The organism is Mycobacterium europaeum, assembly GCF_002102155.1.
GTDB lineage: Bacteria > Actinomycetota > Actinomycetes > Mycobacteriales > Mycobacteriaceae > Mycobacterium > Mycobacterium europaeum.
The window spans coordinates 1-22840 of sequence record NZ_LQOU01000013.1 but is presented as its reverse complement, the minus strand read 5'-3'; the positions used below and the strand labels follow the sequence as shown (position 1 = coordinate 22840).

General features: G+C 69.6%; 24 protein-coding genes. 12 read left to right on the top strand and 12 right to left on the bottom strand.

Going from position 1 to position 22840, the window contains the following annotated elements; genetic code table 11:
* Positions 1–245: 245 nt before the first annotated feature.
* Positions 246–1910: a hypothetical protein gene (locus tag AWC03_RS06255; protein WP_249025831.1), complete on the bottom strand. Its 1665-nt coding sequence runs from the start codon at positions 1908–1910 to the stop codon at positions 246–248.
* 266 nt (positions 1911–2176) lie between these two features.
* On the opposite strand from AWC03_RS06255, the gene AWC03_RS06250 reads away from it, so the two are divergent.
* The 3 genes from AWC03_RS06250 to AWC03_RS06240 are packed head-to-tail and all read left to right on the top strand — an operon-like array spanning position 2177 to position 5548.
* Positions 2177–3358: an NAD(P)/FAD-dependent oxidoreductase gene (locus tag AWC03_RS06250; protein ID WP_085239655.1), complete on the top strand. Its 1182-nt coding sequence runs from the start codon at positions 2177–2179 to the stop codon at positions 3356–3358.
* A complete protein-coding gene (locus AWC03_RS06245) occupies positions 3355–4266 on the top strand; it encodes an RNA polymerase sigma-70 factor (protein WP_085239654.1) in 912 nt (303 codons plus the stop codon). The genes AWC03_RS06250 and AWC03_RS06245 overlap by 4 nt, the downstream gene beginning before the upstream one ends.
* 28 nt (positions 4267–4294) lie before the next feature.
* Positions 4295–5548, top strand: coding sequence for an aminodeoxychorismate synthase component I (locus AWC03_RS06240; protein ID WP_085239653.1), 1254 nt, complete (start codon positions 4295–4297; stop codon positions 5546–5548).
* A 4-nt stretch (positions 5549–5552) separates the two neighbouring features.
* Here AWC03_RS06240 and rsmI read toward each other — a convergent pair whose 3' ends face one another.
* Positions 5553–6389, bottom strand: a complete 837-nt coding sequence (gene rsmI / locus AWC03_RS06235; RefSeq protein ID WP_085239652.1) for a 16S rRNA (cytidine(1402)-2'-O)-methyltransferase — start codon at positions 6387–6389, stop codon at positions 5553–5555.
* 25 nt (positions 6390–6414) lie between these two features.
* Between rsmI and AWC03_RS06230 the strand changes: the two genes are divergently transcribed.
* The gene (locus AWC03_RS06230) at positions 6415–7983 is read left to right on the top strand and encodes a dolichyl-phosphate-mannose--protein mannosyltransferase (protein ID WP_085239651.1); all 1569 of its coding nucleotides are present in this window, start codon (positions 6415–6417) and stop codon (positions 7981–7983) included.
* A 110-nt stretch (positions 7984–8093) separates the two neighbouring features.
* On the top strand, positions 8094–8297 hold the full coding sequence (locus tag AWC03_RS06225; protein ID WP_085239650.1) for a hypothetical protein: 204 nt from the start codon (positions 8094–8096) through the stop codon (positions 8295–8297).
* A 58-nt stretch (positions 8298–8355) separates the two neighbouring features.
* Here the strand turns inward: AWC03_RS06225 and arcA are convergent, their stop codons facing one another.
* Positions 8356–9570: an arginine deiminase gene (gene arcA / locus AWC03_RS06220; protein ID WP_085239649.1), complete on the bottom strand. Its 1215-nt coding sequence runs from the start codon at positions 9568–9570 to the stop codon at positions 8356–8358.
* A gap of 70 nt (positions 9571–9640) precedes the next feature.
* Here arcA and AWC03_RS06215 point away from each other — a divergent pair, with 70 nt between their 5' ends.
* Positions 9641–10246 (top strand): alpha-ketoglutarate-dependent dioxygenase AlkB, encoded by a 606-nt coding sequence (locus AWC03_RS06215; protein WP_208859287.1) that lies wholly within the window; start codon positions 9641–9643, stop codon positions 10244–10246.
* A 3-nt stretch (positions 10247–10249) separates the two neighbouring features.
* Here AWC03_RS06215 and AWC03_RS06210 read toward each other — a convergent pair whose 3' ends face one another.
* Genes AWC03_RS06210 through AWC03_RS06200 form a run of 3 tightly spaced genes read right to left on the bottom strand, consistent with a single transcriptional unit; the run spans position 10250 to position 12604 of the window.
* Positions 10250–10903 (bottom strand): DUF5642 family protein, encoded by a 654-nt coding sequence (locus AWC03_RS06210; protein WP_085239648.1) that lies wholly within the window; start codon positions 10901–10903, stop codon positions 10250–10252.
* A 28-nt stretch (positions 10904–10931) separates the two neighbouring features.
* Entirely contained in the window at positions 10932–11627 is a 696-nt protein-coding gene (locus AWC03_RS06205) for a DUF5642 family protein (protein ID WP_085239647.1), read from the bottom strand.
* A gap of 26 nt (positions 11628–11653) precedes the next feature.
* Complete coding sequence (locus AWC03_RS06200) at positions 11654–12604, bottom strand: GNAT family N-acetyltransferase (protein ID WP_085239704.1); 951 nt, start codon at positions 12602–12604, stop codon at positions 11654–11656.
* Between the two features lie 261 nt (positions 12605–12865).
* Here AWC03_RS06200 and AWC03_RS06195 point away from each other — a divergent pair, with 261 nt between their 5' ends.
* A complete protein-coding gene (locus AWC03_RS06195) occupies positions 12866–13693 on the top strand; it encodes a WecB/TagA/CpsF family glycosyltransferase (RefSeq protein WP_085239703.1) in 828 nt (275 codons plus the stop codon).
* On the opposite strand, the gene AWC03_RS06190 is transcribed toward AWC03_RS06195, so the two are convergent.
* Genes AWC03_RS06190 through AWC03_RS06180 form a run of 3 tightly spaced genes read right to left on the bottom strand, consistent with a single transcriptional unit; the run spans position 13659 to position 15847 of the window.
* On the bottom strand, positions 13659–14213 hold the full coding sequence (locus AWC03_RS06190; RefSeq protein ID WP_085239646.1) for a D-glycero-alpha-D-manno-heptose-1,7-bisphosphate 7-phosphatase: 555 nt from the start codon (positions 14211–14213) through the stop codon (positions 13659–13661). The two genes, AWC03_RS06195 and AWC03_RS06190, sit on opposite strands and share 35 nt — an antisense overlap.
* A gap of 12 nt (positions 14214–14225) precedes the next feature.
* A complete protein-coding gene (locus AWC03_RS06185) occupies positions 14226–14843 on the bottom strand; it encodes a D-sedoheptulose-7-phosphate isomerase (RefSeq protein ID WP_211279212.1) in 618 nt (205 codons plus the stop codon).
* Positions 14831–15847 carry a GHMP family kinase ATP-binding protein gene (locus AWC03_RS06180; protein WP_085239702.1) on the bottom strand — a complete coding sequence of 339 codons (1017 nt, stop codon included), beginning with the start codon at positions 15845–15847 and terminating at the stop codon, positions 14831–14833. The genes AWC03_RS06185 and AWC03_RS06180 overlap by 13 nt, the downstream gene beginning before the upstream one ends.
* A gap of 218 nt (positions 15848–16065) precedes the next feature.
* Between AWC03_RS06180 and AWC03_RS06175 the strand changes: the two genes are divergently transcribed.
* Positions 16066–16821, top strand: coding sequence for a class I SAM-dependent methyltransferase (locus tag AWC03_RS06175; protein ID WP_085239701.1), 756 nt, complete (start codon positions 16066–16068; stop codon positions 16819–16821).
* Here the strand turns inward: AWC03_RS06175 and AWC03_RS06170 are convergent.
* From AWC03_RS06170 to AWC03_RS06160, 3 genes are all read right to left on the bottom strand, one after another.
* Positions 16818–17069: a hypothetical protein gene (locus tag AWC03_RS06170; protein ID WP_085239644.1), complete on the bottom strand. Its 252-nt coding sequence runs from the start codon at positions 17067–17069 to the stop codon at positions 16818–16820. The genes AWC03_RS06175 and AWC03_RS06170 overlap by 4 nt on opposite strands.
* A gap of 85 nt (positions 17070–17154) precedes the next feature.
* The gene (locus AWC03_RS06165; protein ID WP_085239643.1) at positions 17155–18300 is read right to left on the bottom strand and encodes a M20/M25/M40 family metallo-hydrolase; all 1146 of its coding nucleotides are present in this window, start codon (positions 18298–18300) and stop codon (positions 17155–17157) included.
* Between the two features lie 68 nt (positions 18301–18368).
* Complete coding sequence (locus AWC03_RS06160; RefSeq protein WP_085239642.1) at positions 18369–19589, bottom strand: cytochrome P450; 1221 nt, start codon at positions 19587–19589, stop codon at positions 18369–18371.
* A gap of 188 nt (positions 19590–19777) precedes the next feature.
* Here AWC03_RS06160 and AWC03_RS06155 point away from each other — a divergent pair, with 188 nt between their 5' ends.
* From AWC03_RS06155 to AWC03_RS06140, 4 genes are all read left to right on the top strand, one after another.
* A complete protein-coding gene (locus AWC03_RS06155; RefSeq protein WP_085239641.1) occupies positions 19778–20326 on the top strand; it encodes a TetR/AcrR family transcriptional regulator in 549 nt (182 codons plus the stop codon).
* A 67-nt stretch (positions 20327–20393) separates the two neighbouring features.
* Positions 20394–21002 (top strand): TetR/AcrR family transcriptional regulator, encoded by a 609-nt coding sequence (locus AWC03_RS06150; protein ID WP_085239640.1) that lies wholly within the window; start codon positions 20394–20396, stop codon positions 21000–21002.
* Positions 20999–21823 carry a hypothetical protein gene (locus AWC03_RS06145; RefSeq protein ID WP_085239639.1) on the top strand — a complete coding sequence of 275 codons (825 nt, stop codon included), beginning with the start codon at positions 20999–21001 and terminating at the stop codon, positions 21821–21823. The genes AWC03_RS06150 and AWC03_RS06145 overlap by 4 nt, the downstream gene beginning before the upstream one ends.
* Before the next feature lie 453 nt (positions 21824–22276).
* Entirely contained in the window at positions 22277–22651 is a 375-nt protein-coding gene (locus AWC03_RS06140; protein WP_085239638.1) for a DUF732 domain-containing protein, read from the top strand.
* The last annotated feature ends 189 nt before the right edge of the window (positions 22652–22840 follow it).

The window sequence follows — 22840 nt, the reverse complement described above, 5'->3', positions numbered from 1 at the left end:
GCCCGATCGGGGGACGGTCGTGATGACGAACCCCGCCGGAGGCGCGCCCATGCGCGCCGACGGACCCCTTCGATTCGCGGGTGTGGCTGTCGGATGGATTCGGACCGGGGCAGGTCACGATCGGTTTTGGTCAGCAAAACCTACCACGCGGCACCCGTCCCAACCGGGCTAACGAACAACTTCCGGCGGGGCCCAACTGCGGCGCGAACGGGCGGTCGCGACGGTCACCGGCCCGTCATCGGGGGCTACGGCCCGCCGGCCGCCGCGTCGCTCGCGATGTCGAGGGTGGCGATCGGGTACAGGCCGGAACCGTCGCGCCCGTCGCGGGCCAGCGCCATCGGCGTGTAGTTCACCACGTGGGAGGCGCCGGGCTTGTGCTGTTGCCAGTCCACCGACGCGCGCAGCGTGTAGTGCCCGGGCACCAGGCCGGTCACGTCGACGTGCACGGACTCGGTGGACGACTCGGGAACCGCCTCCTCGCGCGACGAGCTGGAGTCGTCGTGGACCAGGGTCTTGAGGTTGACCGTCGCCGGAATCGTGCGGACCACAGCTCCGGAGAAGTCGACCAGCTTGTAGCCGGGTGCCCATCGTTCGGTGGTGGCCGCCGAACCGTAGTTGGTCCAGACGACGGAGATGGCCGCCACCTTGCCCTGGATCGACTGCGAGCCCGGCTTGGCCTCCACCGAGTACCGGTAGCCGGCCGAGGTGTTCGCCTTGGCCCACAGGAGATACAGCTTGGGGTCCATCGCCGACGTCGCATCCCGGTCGGGGAAGTTGGCGCTCGACGTCATCGAGACGTGGTACCGGACGACGTCGTGCAGGGCCTTCTCGTAGTACGACCGCGGGTCGGTCCCGTTCGGCAGCGGGCACCACTCGCTGACCACCAGCGCCGAGGCCAACCGCTGCTTGATCGCGCTGACGACGGCGTCGTTGAACCGCACGTAGTGCGAGTCGCCGGACTCCGCCCATTCCGGCAGGGGGGCCTGCACGCCAAGGCAGTCCGCGCGGATGCCGACCGGTGCGGAGAGTTTCTTCGTCACGTCGTCGGCGAACAACTCGCGGACGATCTCCGGATTCTCCCCGGTCACCACCAACTGCGTATGGCCGAACGCGGCGACGTTCGCCGCGACCAGCTGCCCGATGGACGCCTTGGTGATGCTTTGATCGCGAAACTGGCTGTAGTAGCCCAACTTCGAGACGCTGTCGTCCGGCGCCGGTCCGGGCGCGCCGAGCGCGTCGCGCAGGTACGTGAGGCTGGTCCTGCCGGAGTCGCCGTACCCGGAGAACTCGAACACGCTGAGGCGCTCGTCGCCGTCGTAGCGCCGGCCCAGCGCGGCGAGCAGCTGGGTGAAGTTGTTGAGGTAGTCGGCGTCATTCCAATTCGGGACCACCTGCACGACACCGGGTGTGGAGCTGTTCGACGTCGCGGGGTAGGTGGTGGCGGCGGAGCGGATCCAGTCCGGGATCGCGATGTTGGTGGCGTTCGGATACGAATCGTTGCAACAGGATTTGTAGGTGTACACGCCGAGGATCAGCCGCATGTTCCGGCTGCCGACCTTCGCCAGCGCGTCGTCGATCGCGCTGAAGTCGAACTTGCGGTCGTCGGGCGCGTCGGGGGGCAGCGTGCGCGGGTCGACGGGCTGCAACTGGCGCCACGAGACCCGCAGGCTGGCGTCGTAGGAGGCGGGCCAGGCCGCGTACCGCTGCTGCGCGGAATTACCTTGCGGGAAAAGCGGATTCAAGCCTTCCTCGTATTGGCCGCGCAGCGGGTTGGGGATCTCTTGAGCGCTCGGCGGGATGGCCGGGCTGACCATCGCCGACAGTGGCCCGGGATCGCTCTTGCCACCGCATCCGCTCAGCACCACCGCCGCGCACACGACAGCGGCCAGCGCGCTTTTCCTCGTCCTCACGGTTGCTTCTCCCAACACACACCGTTGCACACTGAAGTGGCCCCGTACTGCCTGGGTTATCTGGTGCGTGTATCCGACGCGGGGCTGGTCACGAATTGGCGTAGCGCAGCGTAGCACGCACGACCCGCCCCTTCCCCGCTCCGGCGCAGCGCGGCCGACCCGGCTGGCGGCGCCCGTGAGGCGCGTCACAATGTTTGCGGGCCTGTCACGCTCGACCGGGCCGCGGTGTCTCAAGGGCATCAGACCCGTGAGAACAGGAGACAGCAATGACCGAGGTGGCCGCCCAGAAAACTCATGTCGTCGTGGTCGGCGGCGGATACGCCGGGACCCTGGCCGCAAACCGGTTGCGGCAGCGTCCCGACGTCGAGGTCACCCTGGTGAACCCCCGCCCCCTCTTCGTGGAGCGGATACGCCTGCACCAGTTGGTCGCCGACACCGGCGCCGCGACCGCCGACTACGCGACCCTGCTCGGCGACGGGATCCGGTTGGTCGTCGACACCGTGGACCGCATCGAGACGGCCGACCGGCGCGTCCTGCTGTCCTCGGGCCGCGAGCTCGGCTACGACTACCTCATCTACGCGGTCGGCAGCACCGGCGCCGCACCGGCCGCGGTGCCCGGGTTCGCCGAGTTCGCGCACTCCACGGCCGACCTGGAAAGCGCCCAGCGGTTGCGCTACGCGCTCGCCGACCTGCCGCTGGCCGCGCCCGTCACCGTCGTCGGCGGCGGCCTGACCGGCATCGAAACGGCCGCCGAGCTGGCCGAACGGGGCCGGCAGGTGACCCTGGTGTGCGGCGCCGCGCTCGGCCCGTCGCTGAGCCGGCGCGGCCGGCGTTCCGTCGCCAAGCGCCTGCGCCGTTTCGGCGTCAACGTGCTGGAATCGGCGACGGTGGCCGAGGTGCGGTGGGACGCGGTGGTGCTCGGCGACGGAGCCGTGCTGCCGAGCGCGGCGACCGTGTGGACGGCGGGATTCGCCGTGCCGGACCTGGCCGCGCGCAGCGGGCTGAGCACCGACGCGCTGGGCCGACTGCTCACCGACGAGACGCTGACCAGCATCGACAACCCCTACGTCGTCGCGGCCGGCGATGCGGCCGCACCGTCGGGCCAGCCCCTGCGGATGAGCTGCCAGGCCGCCGGACCGCTGGGCGCCCAAGCCGCCGACACCGTGCTCAGCCGCCTCACCGGGACCGCTCCGGCCCGGCTCAACCAGGCGTTCGTCGGCCAGTGCATCAGCCTGGGCCGCACCTACGGCACGGTGCAGCTGGCGCGCACCGACGACACACCGGTGAACATGGCCCTGGGCGGGCGGACAGCCGCGTCCATCAAGGAGGCCATCTGCAAGGCCACGCTGTGGGGCATCCGGCGCGAGGCCGCCAAGCCCGGCTCCTACCGCTGGCTCAAGGGCGGCAGGCGGCCCGCGCAGGCGCCCGCCGAGATCGCGCTGCGATGACGCGCGCGCCCGCCGGCAAAGAGCACGCCGAACGGTTCACCGTGCTGCGGCCGCTGCTGTTCACCATCGCCTACGAGATGCTCGGCTCGGCCACCGAGGCCGACGATGTCCTGCAGGACAGCTATCTGCGGTGGGCGGCGGTCGACCTGTCGACGGTGCGCGACACCAAGTCCTACCTGGCTCAGCTGGTGACCCGCCAGGCGCTCAACGCGCTGCGCGCCGGCGCGCGCCGGCGCGAGGAGTACGTGGGGCCGTGGCTGCCGGAGCCGCTGCTGCTCGACGAGCGGGACGCCTCAACGGATGTGGTTCTGGCGGAATCGATTTCGATGGCAATGTTGGTTCTGCTGGAAACGCTGAGCCCCGACGAGCGGGCGGTGTTCGTGTTGCGCGAGGTGTTCGGCTTCGACTACGGCGAGATCGCCGACGCGGTCGGCAAACCGGCGCCCACGGTGCGGCAGGTGGCGCACCGGGCGCGCGAACACGTCCGGGCGCGGCGGAAGCGGTTCGAGGCGACCGACCCCCGGCGCAACGCGCGGCTCACCGCCCAATTCCTCGAGACGGCGGCCAGCGGTGACGTGCAGACGCTGATGACGATGCTGGCCCCCGACGCCACGTGGACGGCCGACAGCGGCGGCAAGGTGTCCGCGGCGCGCCGGCCGGTGGTGGGCGCCGACCGGGTGGCCAGGGCCATCGTCGGCCTGCTCCGCAAGGCGAGCGAGTTCGCGGAGTTCCGCATCGACATGGTGACCTGCAACGGCGCGCCGGCCGTGCTGCTCTACCTGGGCGACCGCCTCGAAGGGGTGATCACGCTGGAGATCGTCGAGGACAAGATCACCAACTTCTACGTGACGCGCAATCCGGACAAGCTGGCGGCCCTGGCGACCGCCCGCGACGTCAGCCGCGGCTAGGCGGGCGCCCTTCTGTCAAGCTAGGGCGGTGCGTATCGACCGGCTCGGCGACCTTGGCGCCGCACCCGCGGTGCTGCGCGCCGTGGGCGACGCCACCGCCCGGCTCGGTCTGCCGCCGCCGGCCGCGCTGACCGGCGAATGGTTCGGCGCCCTGGCGGTGATCGCGCCGAGCGTGCCGGTGCAGCCGGTCGATCCCGACGCCGCCTTCGCGGCCCAGCTCGGCCCGCAATCGATCGACTCGCAAGCCGTGGGTGGCGGCTGGATCGGTTACCTTTCCTATCCCGATCCCGGCGCCGACGGCGAGCCCAACCGGATCCCCGAAGCCGCGGGCGGCTGGACCGACTGCGTGCTGCGGCGCGACCGGGACGGCCGGTGGTGGTACGAGAGCCTGTCCGGCGCACCGATGCCGGACTGGCTGGCCGCCGCCCTTGCGGCGGGGCCGCCGCCGGCGCGCGACTGCCGCATCGACTGGGGCCCGGCCGACCGGGCGGCCCACCGCGACGGCGTGCTGAACTGCCTGGAGGCCATCCGCGCCGGCGAGATCTACCAGGCCTGCGTGTGCACGCAATTCACCGGGACGACCGGTGGCACCCCCCTGGACTTCTTCGCCGACGGCATCGCCCGCACCTCCCCGGCGCGGGCGGCCTACCTGGCCGGGGCGTGGGGGGCGGTGGCGTCGCTGTCCCCCGAGCTCTTCCTGCGGCGGCGCGGGACGCTGGTCACCTCCAGCCCGATCAAGGGCACCCTGCCCCTGGATGCCTGGCCGTCGGCGCTGCGGGCGTCGGCCAAAGAGGTAGCCGAGAACATCATGATCGTGGACCTGGTGCGCAACGACCTCGGCCGGGTAGCCGTCGTGGGCACCGTGACCGTGCCCGAGCTGCTGGTGGTGCGACGCGCCCCGGGAGTGTGGCACCTGGTGTCCACCGTGTCGGCGCGCGTCCCCGTCGAGCTGCCGACGTCCGCGCTGCTGGACGCCGCCTTCCCACCCGCCTCGGTCACCGGGACACCCAAACACCGCGCCCGCCAGCTGCTCTCCCAATGGGAGCCCCACCGTCGCGGAATCTACTGCGGCGCAATCGGTCTGGCTTCACCGGTAGCGGGGTGCGAGCTGAACGTGGCCATCCGCACGGTCGAGTTCGACGCCGCGGGCGGCGCGGTGCTGGGTGTCGGCGGCGGGATCACCGCCGACTCCGATCCGGACGCGGAATGGGCCGAATGCCTGCACAAGGCCTCTCCGATCGTGGGACAGCCGCGGATCGCGGCCGCGTTCTCGGCGGGCTGACCCCTCACGCCTGGCGCGACCGCAGGACGGCGTCGTAGAGCTGGCGCGAGCGCACCCCCGGGTTGGCGGCGGCCACCTCGCCGCAGGCGTCCTTGACCCGCGCGCCGCCGGCGACCAGCTCCTGCACCCGCCCCACCAGCGCCGGCAGGTCGGCACGCGGGGTGGCACCGGCCAGCACCACGGTGATCTCGCCGAGCACCCCGTCGTCCGCCCACGCCGCCAGCTCGTCGAGCGATCCGCGCACCACCTCCTCGTGCACCTTGGTCAGTTCCCGGCAGATCGCCGCCCGGCGTCCGCCGCCGAGCCGGTCGACGGCGTCCCGCAGGCACGCGGCCAGCCGGCGCGGCGATTCGAAGAACACGCAGGTGCGCCGCTCGTCGGCCAGCGAGTCCAGCCAGGCCCGCCGCGCGGCCTGCTTGCGGGGGGCGAATCCCTCGAAGCAGAACTTCTCCGCCGGCAGGCCGGACACGGCCAGCGCGGTCATGACCGCCGACGGCCCGGGCAGGCACGTCAGCGGCAGGCCGGCCTCCACGCACGCCGCGACCAGCCGGAAGCCGGGGTCGCTGACCAGCGGCATCCCGGCGTCGCTGACCACCAGCACGATCGCGCCGGCCTTGACGGCGGCGATCAGGGGCTCCACCCGGGCCGCCTCGACCCGGTCGAACAGGCTGACCACCCGGCCGCCGATGGTGACGTCCAGAGCCTTCGCCAGGGTCCGCACCCGCCGGGTGTCCTCGGCCGCCACCACGTCGGCGTGGGCGAGCGCGTCGATCAGGCGGGGCGAGGCGTCCGACGGCCGGCCCAACGGGGTCGCGCCCAGCAACAGGCGGCCAGTGGTCATGACGGACAGCCTACGATCGACACCGATGTCCGCCCCGCCCCGCGAACCCCCGGTCGCCGGCCAGGAGCGCGTCGTGCCCGTCGTCAGCCCGGGACCGATGATTCCGGTGGCCGACTTCGGGCCGACCGACCAGATCCGCGGCTGGGTCGTCACGGGTGTGATCGCCGTGCTGGCCGCGATCAGCCGGTTCCTCAACCTGGGTTCGCCCACCGATGCCGGCACGCCCATCTTCGACGAGAAGCATTACGCGCCGCAGGCCTGGCAGGCGCTGCACAACCACGGGGTGGAGGACAACCCCGGCTTCGGCCTGGTGGTCCACCCGCCGGTCGGCAAGCAGCTGATCGCGATCGGCGAGGCGATCTTCGGCTACAACGGCGTGGGCTGGCGGTTCACCGGCGCCCTGCTCGGCGTGGTGCTGGTCGTGCTGGTGACGCGGATCGTCCGGCGGATCAGCCGCTCGACGCTGGTCGGCGCCATCGCCGGCGTGCTGGTGATCTGCGACGGCGTCAGCTTCGTCACCGCCCGGACCGCGCTGCTCGACGGCATCCTCACTTTCTTCGTGATCGCGGCGTTCGGCGCGCTGATCGTCGACCGGGACGAGGTGCGCCGGCGCATGCACGTCGCGCTGCTCGAGGGGCGCGCCGCCGAGACGGTGTGGGGTCCGCGACTCGGGGTGCGCTGGTGGCGCTTCTCGGCGGGCGTCCTGCTTGGATTGGCTTGCGGGACAAAGTGGTCCGGGCTGTACTTCGTGCTGTTCTTCGGCGCCATGTCGTTGGCGTTCGACGTCGCGGCGCGGCGTCAGTACCAGGTGACCCGGCCGTGGGCCGGGGTGTTGCGGCGGGATCTGATCCCCACCGGGTACGCGCTGGTGCTCATCCCGTTCGCGGTGTACCTGGCCAGTTACGCGCCGTGGTTCGCGTCGGAGACGGCGATCGATCGGCACGAGGTCGGTCAGTCGATCGGCCCCCATTCGGTGGTCCCGCTCCCCGACGCCATCCGCTCGTTGTGGCACTACACCGCCAAGGCCTTTCAATTCCACAAGAGCCTGACCAACGCCGCCGGCAATCACCACCCGTGGGAGTCCAAGCCGTGGAGCTGGCCGATGTCGTTGCGGCCGGTGCTGTACGCGATCGATCAGCAGAACGTTTCCGGGTGCGGCGGGCAGTCGTGCGTCAAGGCGGAGATGCTGGTCGGCACGCCGGCCATGTGGTGGCTGGCCGTGCCGGTCCTGCTCTACGCCTGCTGGCGGGCGTTCGTCCGCCGCGACTGGCGTTATGCCGTTGTGCTGACCGGTTATTGCGCCGGGTGGCTGCCGTGGTTCGCCGACATCGACCGGCAGATGTACTTCTTCTACGCGTCGACGATGGCGCCGTTCCTGGTGATGGGGATCGCCCTGATCTGTGGGGACGTCCTCTACCCGCCGGGCCGGGCCCGCGGTCTGAGCCCGGAACGACGCACACTGGGGCTGATCGCCGTCTGCTGCTACGTCGCGCTGGTGGTGACCAATTTCGCCTGGCTGTTCCCGGTGCTCACCGGGCTGCCGATCTCCCAGCAGACCTGGGACATGGAGATCTGGCTGCCCAGCTGGCGCTGATCCTGCGCCGTTCACCGCCGAGATTGACCCTATGGCTGTGCTTTGCGCGCTGTCCACAACCCTGGCGGCAATGTGGACGCGCCATCGGTCGTGACGTCGATGATGAGCGCATGGCGGGGGCCCTTATCGGAAGCGAAGCGATAGCGGGCGGTTCGCTGACGCGCGGCCAGTACGTGAAAGACATTCGCCGGGCCGAGATCGTGGGAAGCCTCGGCTGGACCGTGATCAGGGTCATCAACGAGGACCGTCCCAGCGCCATCGTCCAACGGGCCCGCGAGGCGCTGGCCCGCCGTTCGTCACCGAGATTGCCGTGAGGGTTGTGGTTCGACCCCCGGCGACGACCATGGCGGCAATCTCGGCGCCGCAAGCGATCTAACGCAGCGGGTCGCGGGCGACCGGACAGGACATGCAGCGGGGGCCGCCGCGGCCGGTGCCCAGTTCGGACCCCGCGATGGTCAGCACCTCGATGCCCGCGTCCTGCAGGCGGGCGTTGGTCTGGACATTGCGCTCGTAGGCGACCACGACGCCGGGTGCCAGCGCCAGCGTGTTGTTGCCGTCGTCCCACTGCTCCCGCTCGGCGACGACGGGGTCCAGCCCCGTGTCGATCACGCGCAGCCGGTCGATCTCCATCGCCTTGGCGGCGGCCTCCAGGAACGGCGCCTCGTCGCTGATGGCCACGCCGGCGGGCGTGCGTTCGATGGTGAACGCCGAGAGCGTGTCGACGACGTTGGCGTACATCACCACGGTGTCGGTGTCGACCATCGTGCACACCGTGTCCAGGTGCATCTGCGCACGCCGCTGCGCGATCGGCACGGCGAGCACCTTGTGCGCGAGGTCGTCGTCGAACAGGCTGCGGGCCAACGCTTCCGCGCCCGCCGGGGTGGTCCGTTCGCCCACGCCGACCGCGACCACACCGGGAGCGAGCAGCAGCACGTCGCCGCCCTCCACCGGAGCGGTGCGCGACTCGTAGGCGCGCCGCACCCCGGTGAACCGCGGGTGATGCGCGTAGATCAGATCGGTCAACGACGCCTCGCGCATCCGGGCCCGCAGCGCCAGCGTGGGGATGACCACCCGCGGGCCGATCCAGATCGAGGAGTCGCGGGTGAACACCAGGTTGGGCAGCGGCTCGATGACGAAGTCCGCCCCATGGTGCATGCGCAGCACCAGCGACACGTCGGTCCGGATGTCCGACGGCAGTTCGTTGAACGTCATGCCGGCCATCAGCACCTGCGCCAGCCTGCCCGGGTCCAGTCCGCGCAGGTAGCCCGAAAGTGCTTGCGCCAGCGGCGCTCCGAGCCGCCGCGCGTCGACCGCGGCGGCAACGCCCTGCATCCGCGCCGCCCCGCTGTGGGTCAGCGCCTCGGCCAGCAGGTCCGACAACAGCAGCACCTCGACGCCCCGTGACCGCAGCAGCGCGGCGAACTGGTCGTGTTCGTCCTGGGCGCGCGCGACCCAGGGCAACCCGTCGAAGAGCAGCTGATCCATGTTGCGCGGGTTGAGCCGCCGCAGCTCGCCGCCCGGTCGGTGCAGGATCACGACCCGCAGCGTGCCCACCTCGGAATTGGTGCCCAGCTCAACCACACCCACAGTGAAAACGGTAGCCGCTCGGACGGCCGGTCCCGCCTTCATCGAACGGATGTGCGATAGACTGGCCGCCGTGGAGATCGCGGTACAAGGCTCCCTGTTCGCACACACCGAGCGCAGAGAACTCGGTGACGGCGCCTTCATCGAGATCCGCGCGGGCTGGCTCACCGACGCCGACGACCTGCTCGACGGCCTGCTGTCGGCCGTGCCCTGGCGGGAGGAGCGCCGCCAGATGTACGACCGGTTCGTCGACGTCCCGCGGCTGGTGAGCTTTCACGACCTGACCGTCGACGACCCGCCGCATCCGCTGCTGGCCAGGCTGCGGCGCCGGCTCAACGACATCTACGCCGGCGAGCTCGGCGAGCCGTTCACCACGGTCGGATTGTGCTGCTACCGCGACGGCTCCGACAGCGTCGCCTGGCACGGCGACACCATCGGCCGCAGCAGCTCCGAGGACACCATGGTGGCGATCGTCAGCCTCGGCGCCACCCGCACCTTCGCCATGCGGCGGCGCGCACGTCCTTCTAGGGGCCCGTCGTTGCGGCTGCCGCAGGCGCACGGCGACCTGCTGGTGATGGGCGGCTCGTGCCAGCGCACCTGGGAGCATGCCGTGCCCAAGACGTCGGCGCCGGTGGGCCCGCGCGTCAGCATCCAGTTCCGGCCCCGCGGTGTGCGTTAGGGCCTAGCCGCGGACCGACTTCACCGCGCTGACGAGCAAGTCGCGGGCCCGCTGGGTGTCGACCGGCGCGACCGGCTGCCCGGGGACCACCAGCGGATTGGCGGTCACGATCACCTGGTAGTCACCGAACTGCGCCGAATAGTCGTAGAGCTCGCCGGTGCGGGGCCCGCCGGGGACCAGCGCCTGCAGGACGCGGTGCACCCCCAGCGTGCGGGCCCCGTCGATCCGCGGCGCGTCGACCACCTCGATGCCGCCGCGCAGTTGCGGGCCGGTGAACGCCACCTTGGCGCACTCCTTACCGGGGTCGTTGACCGGCAAGGCTTTTGACGTCTCCACGGCGATGACGACGAATCGGTTGCCCTTGCCCTCGGCGGAAACCGCGGCCATGTTGCCCTGCAGGTCCGGGGGCATCTGCGGCCCCATCGCGGCCTTGGCACAGTTGGCCGGGTCGAAGGTGAGGCCCTCGGGCAGCTTGCGGCCGGACAGCACCTTGGGGTCGATCCCCCGCTCACCGATGTCGGTGACCTTGAAATCCTGCCCGAAGCTCGACTTCACGTCGGCGACCTTCTTGATGTCGACTTTCGCCGAGGTAGCGTCCCCCGACGAGCATCCGGCGAGCACACCCACCGCCGCGACCGTGACCGCCACCTTGAACACCGTGGCCAATCTACCCAAGGCCGACGCGTCAGCTGCGCAACGTGGACACCGTTTTGACGAGCAGATCGGCGGCGACGTGCGGCGGCAGCGCGGGCACCACCGAACCCGGATCGGTGGTCAGCGTGGTGAACGCGTAGAAGTTGCCCAGGTAGGCGATGAAGGTGTATGTGCGCGAATCGATCTGAGTGCCCGATTCGACGGACGACTTGACGTCGGCCACCATGCCGAGGGTTTGGGCGCCCTCGACCTGTGGGGCGTCGATGAGATGCACGCTCGCCGTGCTGCGTCCGGCGGTCATGGTCCACTGGCCGCACCCGGCGACCACGTCGTCGGGCCGGACCACCGGCGCCGGCAAAGCCACCACCACCGCGTCGACGATGCCACCGCTGCCCGAGGCGGACACCCCCTGCGCCGACCCGTCATGTCCCTGCCCGGGGTCGGCCAGCACCCCGCATTGCGGCGGCCTCACCTTGCTGTCCGAAGCATCGGGCCCCAGGCTCCAGATCACCTGCGGGGACGCCCCGCCGGGGATCCCCGTGGTCGCCTCGTAACCGGGCGGCAGCTCGCGCACCACCCGCTTGATGTTGGCCGGGTTGACCGCCGTCGGCGCCGGCGCCGTGGTGGGCGTCGGCGGTGGGGCCGGCGCGGGCGGGTGAGCGCACGCGGCCAGCAGCAGCAACGCCAGCGCGGGACCGGTCGCGGCACCAAACCGCAACGGCCGCATGCTCGTTGGTAGCACAAGGCGCCGGCTCAGCCGACCACCTCGATCATCTGGCGGGCGACGTGCTCGATCTGGGCGGCCACGTCGCGCCGAAAACCGTGGTCACGCCGGTGCGGCACGTCGATGACGGTGGTGATGACGCCGATGTCCTCGCGCTGCCAGATCGCGCCGTAGTGGTCCATGATCGTGCGCATCGGCAGGTTGTCGGAAAGCATTCGCGCCGAGAACCTTTCGACGCCGGCGACATGGGCGGCGATGGACAGCGCGTTGATCAGGAAGCTGCCGATACCGCGGCCCTGGTAGGCGTCGGCGACGGTGAACGCGATCTCGGCGACGCTGCGGTCGCCTTCGTCGCGCACGAAGCGCGCGTCGGCGACCGGGTCGCCGCCGTCGATCACCACCCAGACGAAGTGGTCGACGTAGTCCACCTCCGAGAGGTAGTGCATCAGCGCCGGAGTGGGAAGTCGCGGTGTCATGAACCGCCGGTAGAGCGTCTCGCTGGAGAATTGGATGTGCCCGTGCACCGTTCGCTCGGTGTCGCCGGGCAGCACCGGTCGCAGCATCAGGTCGGTCCCATCGCGGACCTGGATGGGGATCGGCGTGATGAACGCGGCGAGACGCTGGCGCACAGTGCGCAGCAGCCGCTCCATGACCCCGGGTATGTGGACCATGCGGACGAAGGCGTCGTTGTCGCCGATCCACCCGGTCAGCGGCCCGGCGGTGGTGACCGTCGCGGTCCGCGGGATGTGACGCAGCAGCGCGATCTCCCCGATCAGCATCCCCGGAAAGGCGTGCTCCACGATGATCACGCCGTCGTCGCCCACGTGGGTGATCTCGACGATGCCCGAGGAGATGAGCAGGAAGGAGACGGCCTGCTCGCCCTGCTGCATCAGTACCTGGCCGCCCGCGGCGCTCAGCGGTTGCAGCGACGCCGCCAGCGGCTCCAGATCGGCGATCGGACATCCCTCGAAGACGTCCATCGCCGCCAGCTCGTCCGCGCGCGCGCCGGTCAAGGCCACCGCGATAGTCCGCCGCTCACGCCGTCGCGGCGCGGGCCTGCGCGCCCCGGTGACCGCCGCTGTGCCATGACCTGCCCGCCTGCGTCGCCGTCGTCTACCGCGACGGGCCCGACTCCCCCGGCCGCGGTCGGATGTTGCCCAGGTTATGGGCTGGGTTCCGGCTGCGGCAAGGAGCGCGCGTCGGCCGTGCCGGTCCCCGCGGCCGCGGGGCATGATGAGCGGGTGAACCGACCCCACCGGAGTTCACCGCGGCCGACCGGCGCGGGGCCGCGCAGGGTCCGGGTGGGCGGACTCTGGTTCGATGCCGTGACCGAACAACAGGTCGTCGACGGTGTGCGGGCGGCCTGGGCCGCCGGCCGGGGCGGCTCGATCGTGCCGGTGAACGTGGATGTGGCCCGTGCGGCCGCCCGCAGCCCCGAACTCGCCGACCTGATCGCCCGCGCGTCCGTCGTGGTCGCGGACGGGATGCCGCTGGTGTGGGCGGCGCGCGCCCAGGGTGACCGGCTGCCGGAGCGCGTCGCCGGGTCGTCGTTGATCTTTCCGCTGTGTGCCGCGGCGGCCGCCGAAGGCAAGTCGGTGTACCTCCTCGGCGGCGCGGAGGGGGTGCCGGAGCGGGCGGCCGCGACGCTCGTGGCGCGGTCGGACAACCTGCGCGTCGCCGGGACGTGCTCGCCGGAGTTCGGCTTCGACCAGACCGACGTTGGGGCCCGCCGCGTGGTCGCCGCCGTCGCGGCCGCCGCACCAGATCTGGTGTTCGTGGGCTTGGGCTTCCCCCGGCAGGAGCGCCTCATCGAGCTGCTGCGCGAGGAACTTCCGGGCGCTTGGTGCCTCGCCTGCGGTGGCGGCATCGCGATGACCGCCGGGATCGTCCGCCGCGCATCGCCCGTGCTGCAACGGCTGGGACTGGAGTGGGTACACCGGCTGGCGCTCGAGCCGCGGCGCCTCGCCCGCAGGTACCTTCGGGACGACCTGCCGTTCGCGCTCGCGTTGCTGATTCGCTCGGTGGCGCAACGGTTCAGGCGAAACGAGAACTCTTGGCGCGCAAGATGAGTCGCACGGCGGCGGCCAGATCGTCGGCGACCGCGTCGGCACCCTCCGCGTCCGCGTCACCGGCGCGGAGCAGGACGGTGGCCGTGCCGGCCGCCCGGCCCGCCTGCATGTCGGTCTCGCTGTCCCCGATCATCACCGACTCGGCCAGCGCGAAACCCAGCTCGCGCGCCGCCCGCAGCAACATGCCCGCGCCGGGCTTGCGGCAGTCGCAGCTGGCCGCCGCGTGCGGGCAGTGGTACACCGCGTCCAGGCGGGCGCCCTCGTCCGCCAGGAGCTCTTCCAGCCGGTCCTCGACGGCGGCGAACCGCGCCGCGTCCGCGGCCGGTTCGGACAACCAACGCTGATTGGTCACCAGGACCGTGCGCAGGCCCGCCGCGTTCAGGGCGGCCACCGCCTTCGCCGCGCCGGGCAGCAGTACCAATTCCCCGGGCGCCCTGATGTATTCGCCGTCGGCGGCCTTGACGTTGAGGGTGCCGTCCCGGTCCAGGAAGACGGTGCGGACGTTCCGGAAGTCGGCCATACCGCGACGGCCTCAGCGGGGCCGGGGAAACAGCGCCGCCTCGACCATCTCGCAGATCGAGTGGCCCAGGTGCAGGCAGGCTTCCTGGACCCGCCCGGTGTCCTCGCTCGGGACCCGGATGCAGAACTCGGCGACCTCGGCCACCTTCCCGCCACGCGCACCGGTGAGCGCCACGGTCGTCATCCCGGCGCCGGCGGCCGCCTCGAGCGCGCGGACGACGTTCGGTGAGTTGCCCGACGTGGTGAGGCCTACCACGACATCGCCCGCGCGGCCGGCGGCGAGCACCTGCCGGGCGAACACCTCGTCGTAGGAATAGTCGTTGCCGATCGCCGTCATCGCCGCCGTGGCGTCCGGCAGGCTGATCGCGGCCAGGCCCGGGCGGTCGAAGGCGAAGCGGCCCATCAGCTCCGCGGCCAGATGTCCCGCGTCTTGCGCCGATCCGCCGTTGCCGAAGAAGATCACCTTTCCACCGGAGCGCAGCGACTCGACCATCCGTCGCGCGATCTCGACGGTCTGCGCGGCGATCCCGCCCGACAGCATTTGCTGCTTCACCGCGATGGTGTCCGCCAATCGCTCCCGGACCAGTTCGACGCTCGGCGCGACGACGTCCGAGGTGCTCATGCCTGCCATGTGGTCAATCCCTTGCTCTCAAAGGCGAATTCGGTGATGGTCGCCCCGGCCGACTCCAGGCTTTCGATGAGTCGGTGCTTCTTCGCGAAGTCGCAGAACAGCAGGATGTAGCCACCGCCGCCCGCGCCGGTGATCTTGCCGCCGAGCGCGCCGTTTTTCAGGGCGAGGTCATAGAGCTCGTCGATGCGCTCGTTGGTGATGTAGGGCGACATGCGCTTCTTCTGCGTCCAGGCCTCGCCCAGCAGCGCACCGAAATCGTTGAGCTTGTTGGTCAGCAGGGCGGCCTTCATCGCCACCGCCAGCTCCTTCTGCGCGCGCAGGCCCGCCAGGGTGTCGTCGGCGCCGGTGGTGGCCCGCCGGGTCTGGTCCTCGATGACCCGGGCCGAGTCCCGGGTGATGCCCGTAAAGCACAGCAGCAGGCTCAGTTCCAGTTCGAAGGCGGTCTCGTCGCGGATGCGCAGCGGGTTGACGATCACGCGGTCGGTGAACTCGATGAAGTTGAATCCCCCGAACGTCGCGGCGTACATGTCCTGCATGCCGCCCGTGATACCCAAGTCCTCACGCTCGATGGCACAGGCCAACTGCGCGGTCTCGTACTCACCCATCGGCACGCCGTAGTGCTCGGCCAGCAGGCCCGTGAGCGCCACCATCATCGTCGACGAGGAGCCCAGCCCCGAGCCCGGCGGAGCGCTCGAGCGCAGCACCAGGTCGTAGCCGTCCGTGCCTTCCCTGCCGAACCTGCGCACGGCGGCCTTGATCAGATCCAGGCTGCCGTCGTAGAGGATCTCGCTGTCGAGCCTCATTTCGGTGGTGGTCTTGAAGTCCACCGACTCGATCGTGACCATGCGGTCGGTGCGCGGGGTGAGCGATCCCTGCGCGTAGCGGTCGATGGTGGCGGACAGGACGCAGCCGCCCTCGGTGGTCGGGAACGGCGGCACGTCGGTGCCGCCCCCCGCGAACGAGATCCGCAGCGGCGCACGGGCGCGGATTCGGGGCCGGGGCAAGGGTTGCACTGTCAACGCAATCCGCTCAGCCGGCCGACGCGCGTCCCGCGATCGTCGCCGAAAGGTGCGTCACGTGCTCACCCCATCCGTTGCCTGCCCCAGGCCCCCACTGCGTCGCCTCCCACGAAGAGCCTTAGCGTAGCAGCCAGATCGGCGAAAAAATGGGGATTCACCTGCGGATTATCCCCACCCGTGCACGCCCGAACGAAAGCGACGAAATGAGCCAGGATGCAGTCGAATTGACCCGGGGTCTGCTCACCGAGCCCGCCGCGGCACGGCACGGATTCCTGGACGTACTGGGCGAATCGACGAGTTCCCCGGCTCCGACGGTCGCGCAGCGCGCCATGAACAGCCCCCTGGTCGCCACGGTCTACGAGCGGCTGTGGCGCCCCGCCGCGTTCTACGTGGCCAGCGGCGTCACCACGGGCGCCGAGCAGCGGCGCGCGGCATCGGCGCTTCGGCTGTCCACCGCCGCGAGACTGCTCGACGTCGCCTGCGGCCCAGGCAACTTCACCGGCTCGCTGGCAGGGCAACTACCGGATGGCGGACTCGCGGTCGGCTTCGACATCTCCGAGCCGATGCTCACGCGGGCCGTGCTGGACAACAGCACGCCGCGGACCTGCTATGTGCGCGGCGACGCCGGCGCGTTGCCGTTCGCCGACGCGACGTTCGACGCGGTCTGCTGCTTCGGCGCGCTGTACCTGATGCCCGAACCGTTCCGCGTGGCACGCGAAATGCTGCGGGTGCTCAAACCCGGGGGCCGCATCGCGGTCCTCACCAGCTACGTCCCGGACATGCCCGGCATCCGCCACGCGATGACCGCCGGCGCCCGCGTCATCGGGCTCTCCATGTTCGACCGGCACGCCTTCGTCGACCTGTTCTCGTCGGCCGGGCTGGTCGACATCGAGCAACAGACGCAGCGCGCGCTGCAGTTCATCGCCGCGACGAAGCCGGCTGTCCGCGCGCAGGGCTAGGAGGCCGCCTTGCACACCCCGAGGACCCGGACCACCGGCGTGCCCGCCTCGCACTCCAGCACCAAGGGAGCGCCGCCGTCCGGGGCCTCGGAGGTGAGCGTGAACGTCACCGGCTGACCGCTGCGCTGCGTCATCTGCGTGCATTCCACCCGGAAGAGGCGGTAGTCACCGCCGTCGCCGATCGCGAGCGCGAAGCCCGGCCGCACCGACTCGACCGGCACCTTCTGCAGGTAGTAGTCAATGTTCATCCGTCGACCGTAGGACGGGCATCCCGACGCGCCGGGCGCCGCCACGCGCCTCTTAGGCAATGTTCAGGCAAATCTTGGGGCCGCGTTAGTCTTCGTCTCGGGCATGCGCGCCGGGCTGCCGCACGAACTCGACGATGATCGAGGCCATGTCGTCGATCGCGCTGCGCGGGATCACTTCGAAACCGTGCGTGCTCAGCGTGGGCACGCACAGCAGGCCCGCGCGCGGGCTCAGCCCGTTGGCTTTCGAGTGCGACGCGTCGGATTCGAAGGCGCCCAGCACGGCCGGCTGCGGCGAGAGCCCCAACTCGGTGGCGATGCCCATCAGCCGGTCGGCCACGTCCTTGTCGTAGACGCACAAGGCGTCGCTGTAGCCGACGATCGGGCCGCCGCTGACCCTGGTGCCGTACTCGCGCTCGGTGGGACCGACCTCGAGGGCCAGGGTGAGCGTGCCGGGCAACGACCCGCTGGCGTACGTGCCCCCCACCCCGCCGATCTCCTCGTTGGTGGTGAACACGAAATAGACGTCGTCGACGGGCCGTTGCCCGCGCTCGTGCAACAGGCGCGCGGCGCGCAGCAGTGCGGTCGCCGCGGCGCGGTCGTCGAGGAAGTAGCAGCCCAGGTAGCCACCGAACTCGACCAGCGTCCTCTTGCTGCGGTCGACGCACACGCGGGTGCCCGCGCGCACCCCGGCGACCTCCAGCTCATCGGTGCTCAGACCCGTGAAGACGTAGACGTGGTCCCAGTCCAGCGCGCGGTCGCCCTTGTCGGGCTTGGTCTGCCAGATCCGCTGGCTCTCCTGGGTGGTGTGCTCGGAGCCCAGCGTCAACACCGCGGTCAGCGTCTCGTGCTCGCCGAGCACGGCGACCGGCCCCAGACCGAAGTTGCCGGGATACATCGTGCCCAGCTGCGTCACGTGCAGCGTGCCGTCCGGCTCCACCCGCTTGACCAGCATGGACAGCTCGTCCAGGTGCGCCATGACGCGGGTCGCGACGCCGGGTTCGGCCGCCGACGACACCCGGTGCCGATGCCCGCGCCCCGTGCCGTCGCGCGGAGGGTCGGCGGCGATGTACCCGATCAGGTTGCCCGCGTCGTCGGTCCACATGTCGTCGACGACGGGCTGCAGCTCGCGCGCGCATACCGCGCGCACCTCGGCTTCCTGTCCGCACGGCCCGTAGGCCCATAGAAGTTCTTGCAGGAGGCCGTCGGTGGCGTTGCCCTCGCGCGTCGGCATGCGGTCCTTCCGGGTTCGTGACTGATTCGAAGGGATCAGTACCCGCGTCAAGTGACGGGCAATCGCGCCTACGCGTACGCGACTTCCAGCCGTTCGAGGCGCCGCACCAGCAGACTGGGGAGCCACTTCCCGACGTCGGCGGCCGTGATGTTCGACGTCCGCGCGAGCAGTTGGCTCAGCACGATGTTCGCCTCCAGGCGCGCGAGCGCCGCTCCGACGCAGAAGTGGATTCCCTTGCCGAAGCTGATATGGCCCTTACCCGCAGCCCGATCCAGTCGAAACTCTTCGGGGTTGTCGAAGTGGGACGGATCCCTGTTGGCCGCCCCCCACAACAGAAGCAGCCGCGAACCCGACGGCAATTCGACGCCGCACAGTTCGGTGTCGTGGACGACGTGCCGGTAGTGGCCCCGGAAAGGCGGTTCGTAGCGCAGCACCTCTTCGAGAAACGCCCCGAGCAAATCCGGTCGCTCGCGCACCTGCTGCTGGACATCCGGCCGCGTCGCCAATACCCAAGCGGCAGAACCGATCAGGGACGCCGTCGATTCACCGCCGGCACTGAACAGCGTGATCATCATCGCCAGCGCCGCCAGGTCGTCCAGTTCGCCGGAGGCGCAGGCGGCGGCGAGGTCTCCCAGCAGATTGTCCTGTGGGTCACCTACAGCGTGCTGGAACCGCTCGGTGATGTAGCCGCTGAGCTCCATCACGGCTACGCCGGCCGCATCCATCTGATCCTGGGTGACCAGCCCTTCGACCACCTGGGTGGCGGAGTAACCCCATTGGATGATCTTGTCGATGTCGGCGTCGGGGACGCCGATAATCCTCCCGACGATCATCATGGGTAGCCGGTTGGCCATCGCGCTCATCCATTCGATGCGCCCGCCTCGCGCGTGGCGATCCCAGAGGCGGGCAGCGGTGTCGGCGATGAATGGCTCGAAGGCGCGGATGCGCTTCGCCGCGAGGTGCGGCAGTAGCGCCTTTCGATGCACCGAATGAACCGGTTCGTCAGCGGTCGCCAACGCTTGAGTGGGTCCGCCGAGCTCGCCGATGTGGAAGGCGGTGACGGCGCCGCCGGGCTGATACATCATCGTCGCCGTCAGGTTGGACGAGAAGTCTGCGCAGCGTGCGACCGCCTCGTTCACGGCTGCCCAACTGCTGACCGCGTAGAACCGTGAATCGCCGATGCGATGGACATGTCCGGATTCGTGCATCCGTTGGTAGAGCAACTCCGGGTTCTGGATGAACTGCTCGTCGAACAGCGCGAGCCCGAGACCGCCGGCATTTGAATCCATGACTCAACGCTGAGTCGCCGGGACATCGGCCGTCAATGGACGTGCCGAAAGTTGCGATCCGAGGCGCTGGCATGGCACGGCCGCCGTCTCACCGGCGTTGAGGTAGCTGCGCAAATGCTGGAACATAGGGCCGAGATCGTCTCACTTGTGAGAACGCGCTGTCCCGATAACTCAAGGGAGTGAGGCCCATGGCCGGCCATGATTGGGTCCTCGGTGGCGACCGCCGGTCCGCGGCCGCGGACCGCATCTACGCTGCCGCAACCGACCTCGTGGTGCGCGAGGGGCTGGATGCGTTCGATATCGACGCCCTGGCGGCGCGGGTCCACTGCTCGAGAGCGACCATCTATCGCTACGCGGGCGGCAAGGCCCAGATCCGCGACGCGGTGCTGATCCGCCTGTCGGCCGGAATCATCGAGACGGTTCGGCACGCCGTGGACGGGCTCACCGGCCCCGACCGCGTGCTCACCGCCGTCACGGTCGCGCTCGAACAGATCCGCTCGGACCCGCTGCGGCGACTGATGCTCAGCCCGGGGAGCACGCCGGATTTGGGCGAGCTGCATTCCTCGCCGGTGCTCAGTCATCTCGCCGCGGAACTCACCGGGATCACCGACGATCCGGAGGCGGCCCAGTGGATCGTTCGCGTGGTCGTGTCCCTGGCCTACTGGCCGCTCACGGACAGCCTCATCGAACGAACGGTCTTGCAGCGGTTCCTGGCGCCCGCGTTTGCCGACGAGTGAAGCGCCCACCCGCGATTCGCTGACGGTCGTCATTGACGGTTGTCAGCGAAAGACATAGGGTGCGTCGATGGGGTCATCGCCCGCCTCGTCGGCGACCGAAACGCCTTCTGGTGGCGTTCGCGAGGCCCGCCGACTCGAAACCCGGGCGCGCTTGTTCGACGCCGCGCTGGCCGAAATCGGGCAGAGCGGTTTGGCCGCCGCCGACGTCAGTGCCATCGCAGCCACGGCAGGCGTGGCACGGGGAACGTTTTATTTTCACTTCCCGACGAAGGAGCACGTGCTCGCCGAGTTGGAGCGCGACGAGGAGGCTCGAATCGTCAGCGAACTCGGTGCCGCTGAGGGTGATTTGGCGTCGATACTCTCGGAAATCGTCAGGCACGTACTCGATGCCGAAAGTCGTTTAGGTGCAGCCATATTCCGGGACATGCTCGGACTGCATTTCTCGTCGTCACGTCCCGTTGAAGACGAGTTGGCGCAACACCCGCTCGCGGAATTTCTGATCGACGTGATCAGCGGGGCGCGAGATGCGGGGCAAGTCTCGGCGAGCGCGGATGCCACGGAACTCGCAGTGTTCTTTCTCACCGGGCTGTTCGCGCTCCTCGCGACCGGGTCACACGACCCCGCGCTGTTAAGTCGTTACGTTTCAACGATTGTCAAGGGAATGGAGAAACGATGAACAGCACGGGCATCGAGGGCTACCGGGATTTCCTGGCCAGGCGCGACGGTGAAGCCGACCTACTCAATCGACGATTAGCCAATCGCGAGCGGTTCTTCCACCAACTTGAAGCGAACCCCGTCCGGTCGGCCCACCCGATTGATCAACAGACATTCCTTCGCAACCTGCGCCGCCGACGGCCGGAGCCCGGCCTGGACCGCAAGATGCTGTTCCTGCTGGCAACCGCCAAGCTGAATCAGGCGGAACGGTTCGGCGTCGGACTCGGCGAAACCTACGGGCGCAACAGCGGTCATGACGTGCCGCCCGAGAACGTCTACCTCGAACTCGAAGAGCATTACCACACCCGGCTGCTCGCGTATGCGCTCGACATCTTCGACCTGACATTTCAGGTCGCCCCGCCCCCGTTCGTCATGCGACAGTTCGTCAAAACCGGCGTGTTCCTACCCGAACGGCTGAGCTTTCTGTTCGTCGGGGCCGGCGAGATGGCGGGCTGCATCATGTTCGACGAACTGCGCCGCGTCGGCATCGAACTTTTCAGCGACGAACCTGAAGTCGCCGAGCGGATCGAACTGCTCTACAGCGAAATCCTGACCGACGAGATTGGACACGTCGGCTACTGCGCATCGCGCTGCACCGCTGCCGAGCGGGCGATCATGCGCCGCATCTATCCCCTCGTCGGACGGATGTTCGCCCGCCAGACCGCCGAGATCAGCCTTCTGATCGACCCGAAGGCGCTGCACGCCCGGCTCGACCGGCCCTTCGACATCCACGAACTCACCGCCGACCTGGACAACGAAACGTACCTGGTCACCCACCCATGACGAGGTGCCGCGCCGTCATCCCGTTGCGTCGGGGGCCAGGAAACGAAGAATCCGCCAGAAAGTGAACGGTCCCGCTCGCCGTCTACGGTCGGCGGCCGCCCGCGGAGCAGACTCGACGTTGGAGGGGCTGAACCGAGTCCTGTAGGAACAACCCGACGCCAGACCGCACCGCTCAAGAAGTGGGCTGTAGCGCGAGGCGTTCCCCGTTCAGCCCTCCCCAAAAACGCGTCGAGTGCCGTCCATAGGAGAAGCGCATATCGGCACGCGGCCGGGTTGGCTCGAGTCAACCAAAGCCTGTTGTTTACAGTCGTTGCCGAGGTGCCGGAATGCGACGGAGGGTCCGGCGGCGGAGGACTTTGGGCCCTACCACGCGCTTCAGCGCGGAGCGGACAGTGAGATCGCACGACTGCGTAGTAGCCGATTCGCCTCACACCGAGAGGATGCCTCGACCAGATGAACGTCGGTCCTGGGAAGTGGTCGAAAGTCGGCGCGTTCGTGCTGGCCGCCGCGATGCTGCTTCCCGCAGCCTCAGCATCGGCAGATCCAGCCGATGATGCCTTCATCGCGGCCCTTGAGAATTACGGGATCGCCGTCGATGACCCGGGCACCACGATTGCGCACGGCCACGCGGTATGCACCGGACTTGATAGAGGCCAAGACTCCAGCGTGCTGGCGTTGAAGGTGATGAAGGATACGCAGCTGAACGTTTCGACAAGGCGGCAAGCCGGCTTCTTCGTCGGCGCTTCGGTGGCATCGTATTGTCCGCAATACCGGGGCTGCGTCGATCCTTCGGTGATCTGGCTGCTGCCGTTTCCCCCGCTGATGTGAGCGGGCGCCGCGGAGCGGCAAGCCGAGTTGTTCCACCCACGCTTACGCGTGGACGGCGATTACCCCAACCCGCCGAAGCCGGGTTAGCGGCGATTTCTCGGGTGGAGCTAAGGGTGTGTGAGTTCACGACATAGGTGACACATGAGTCGCGTCATGGGTTACACCTGTGTCGATGCCCGATGAGTCGCG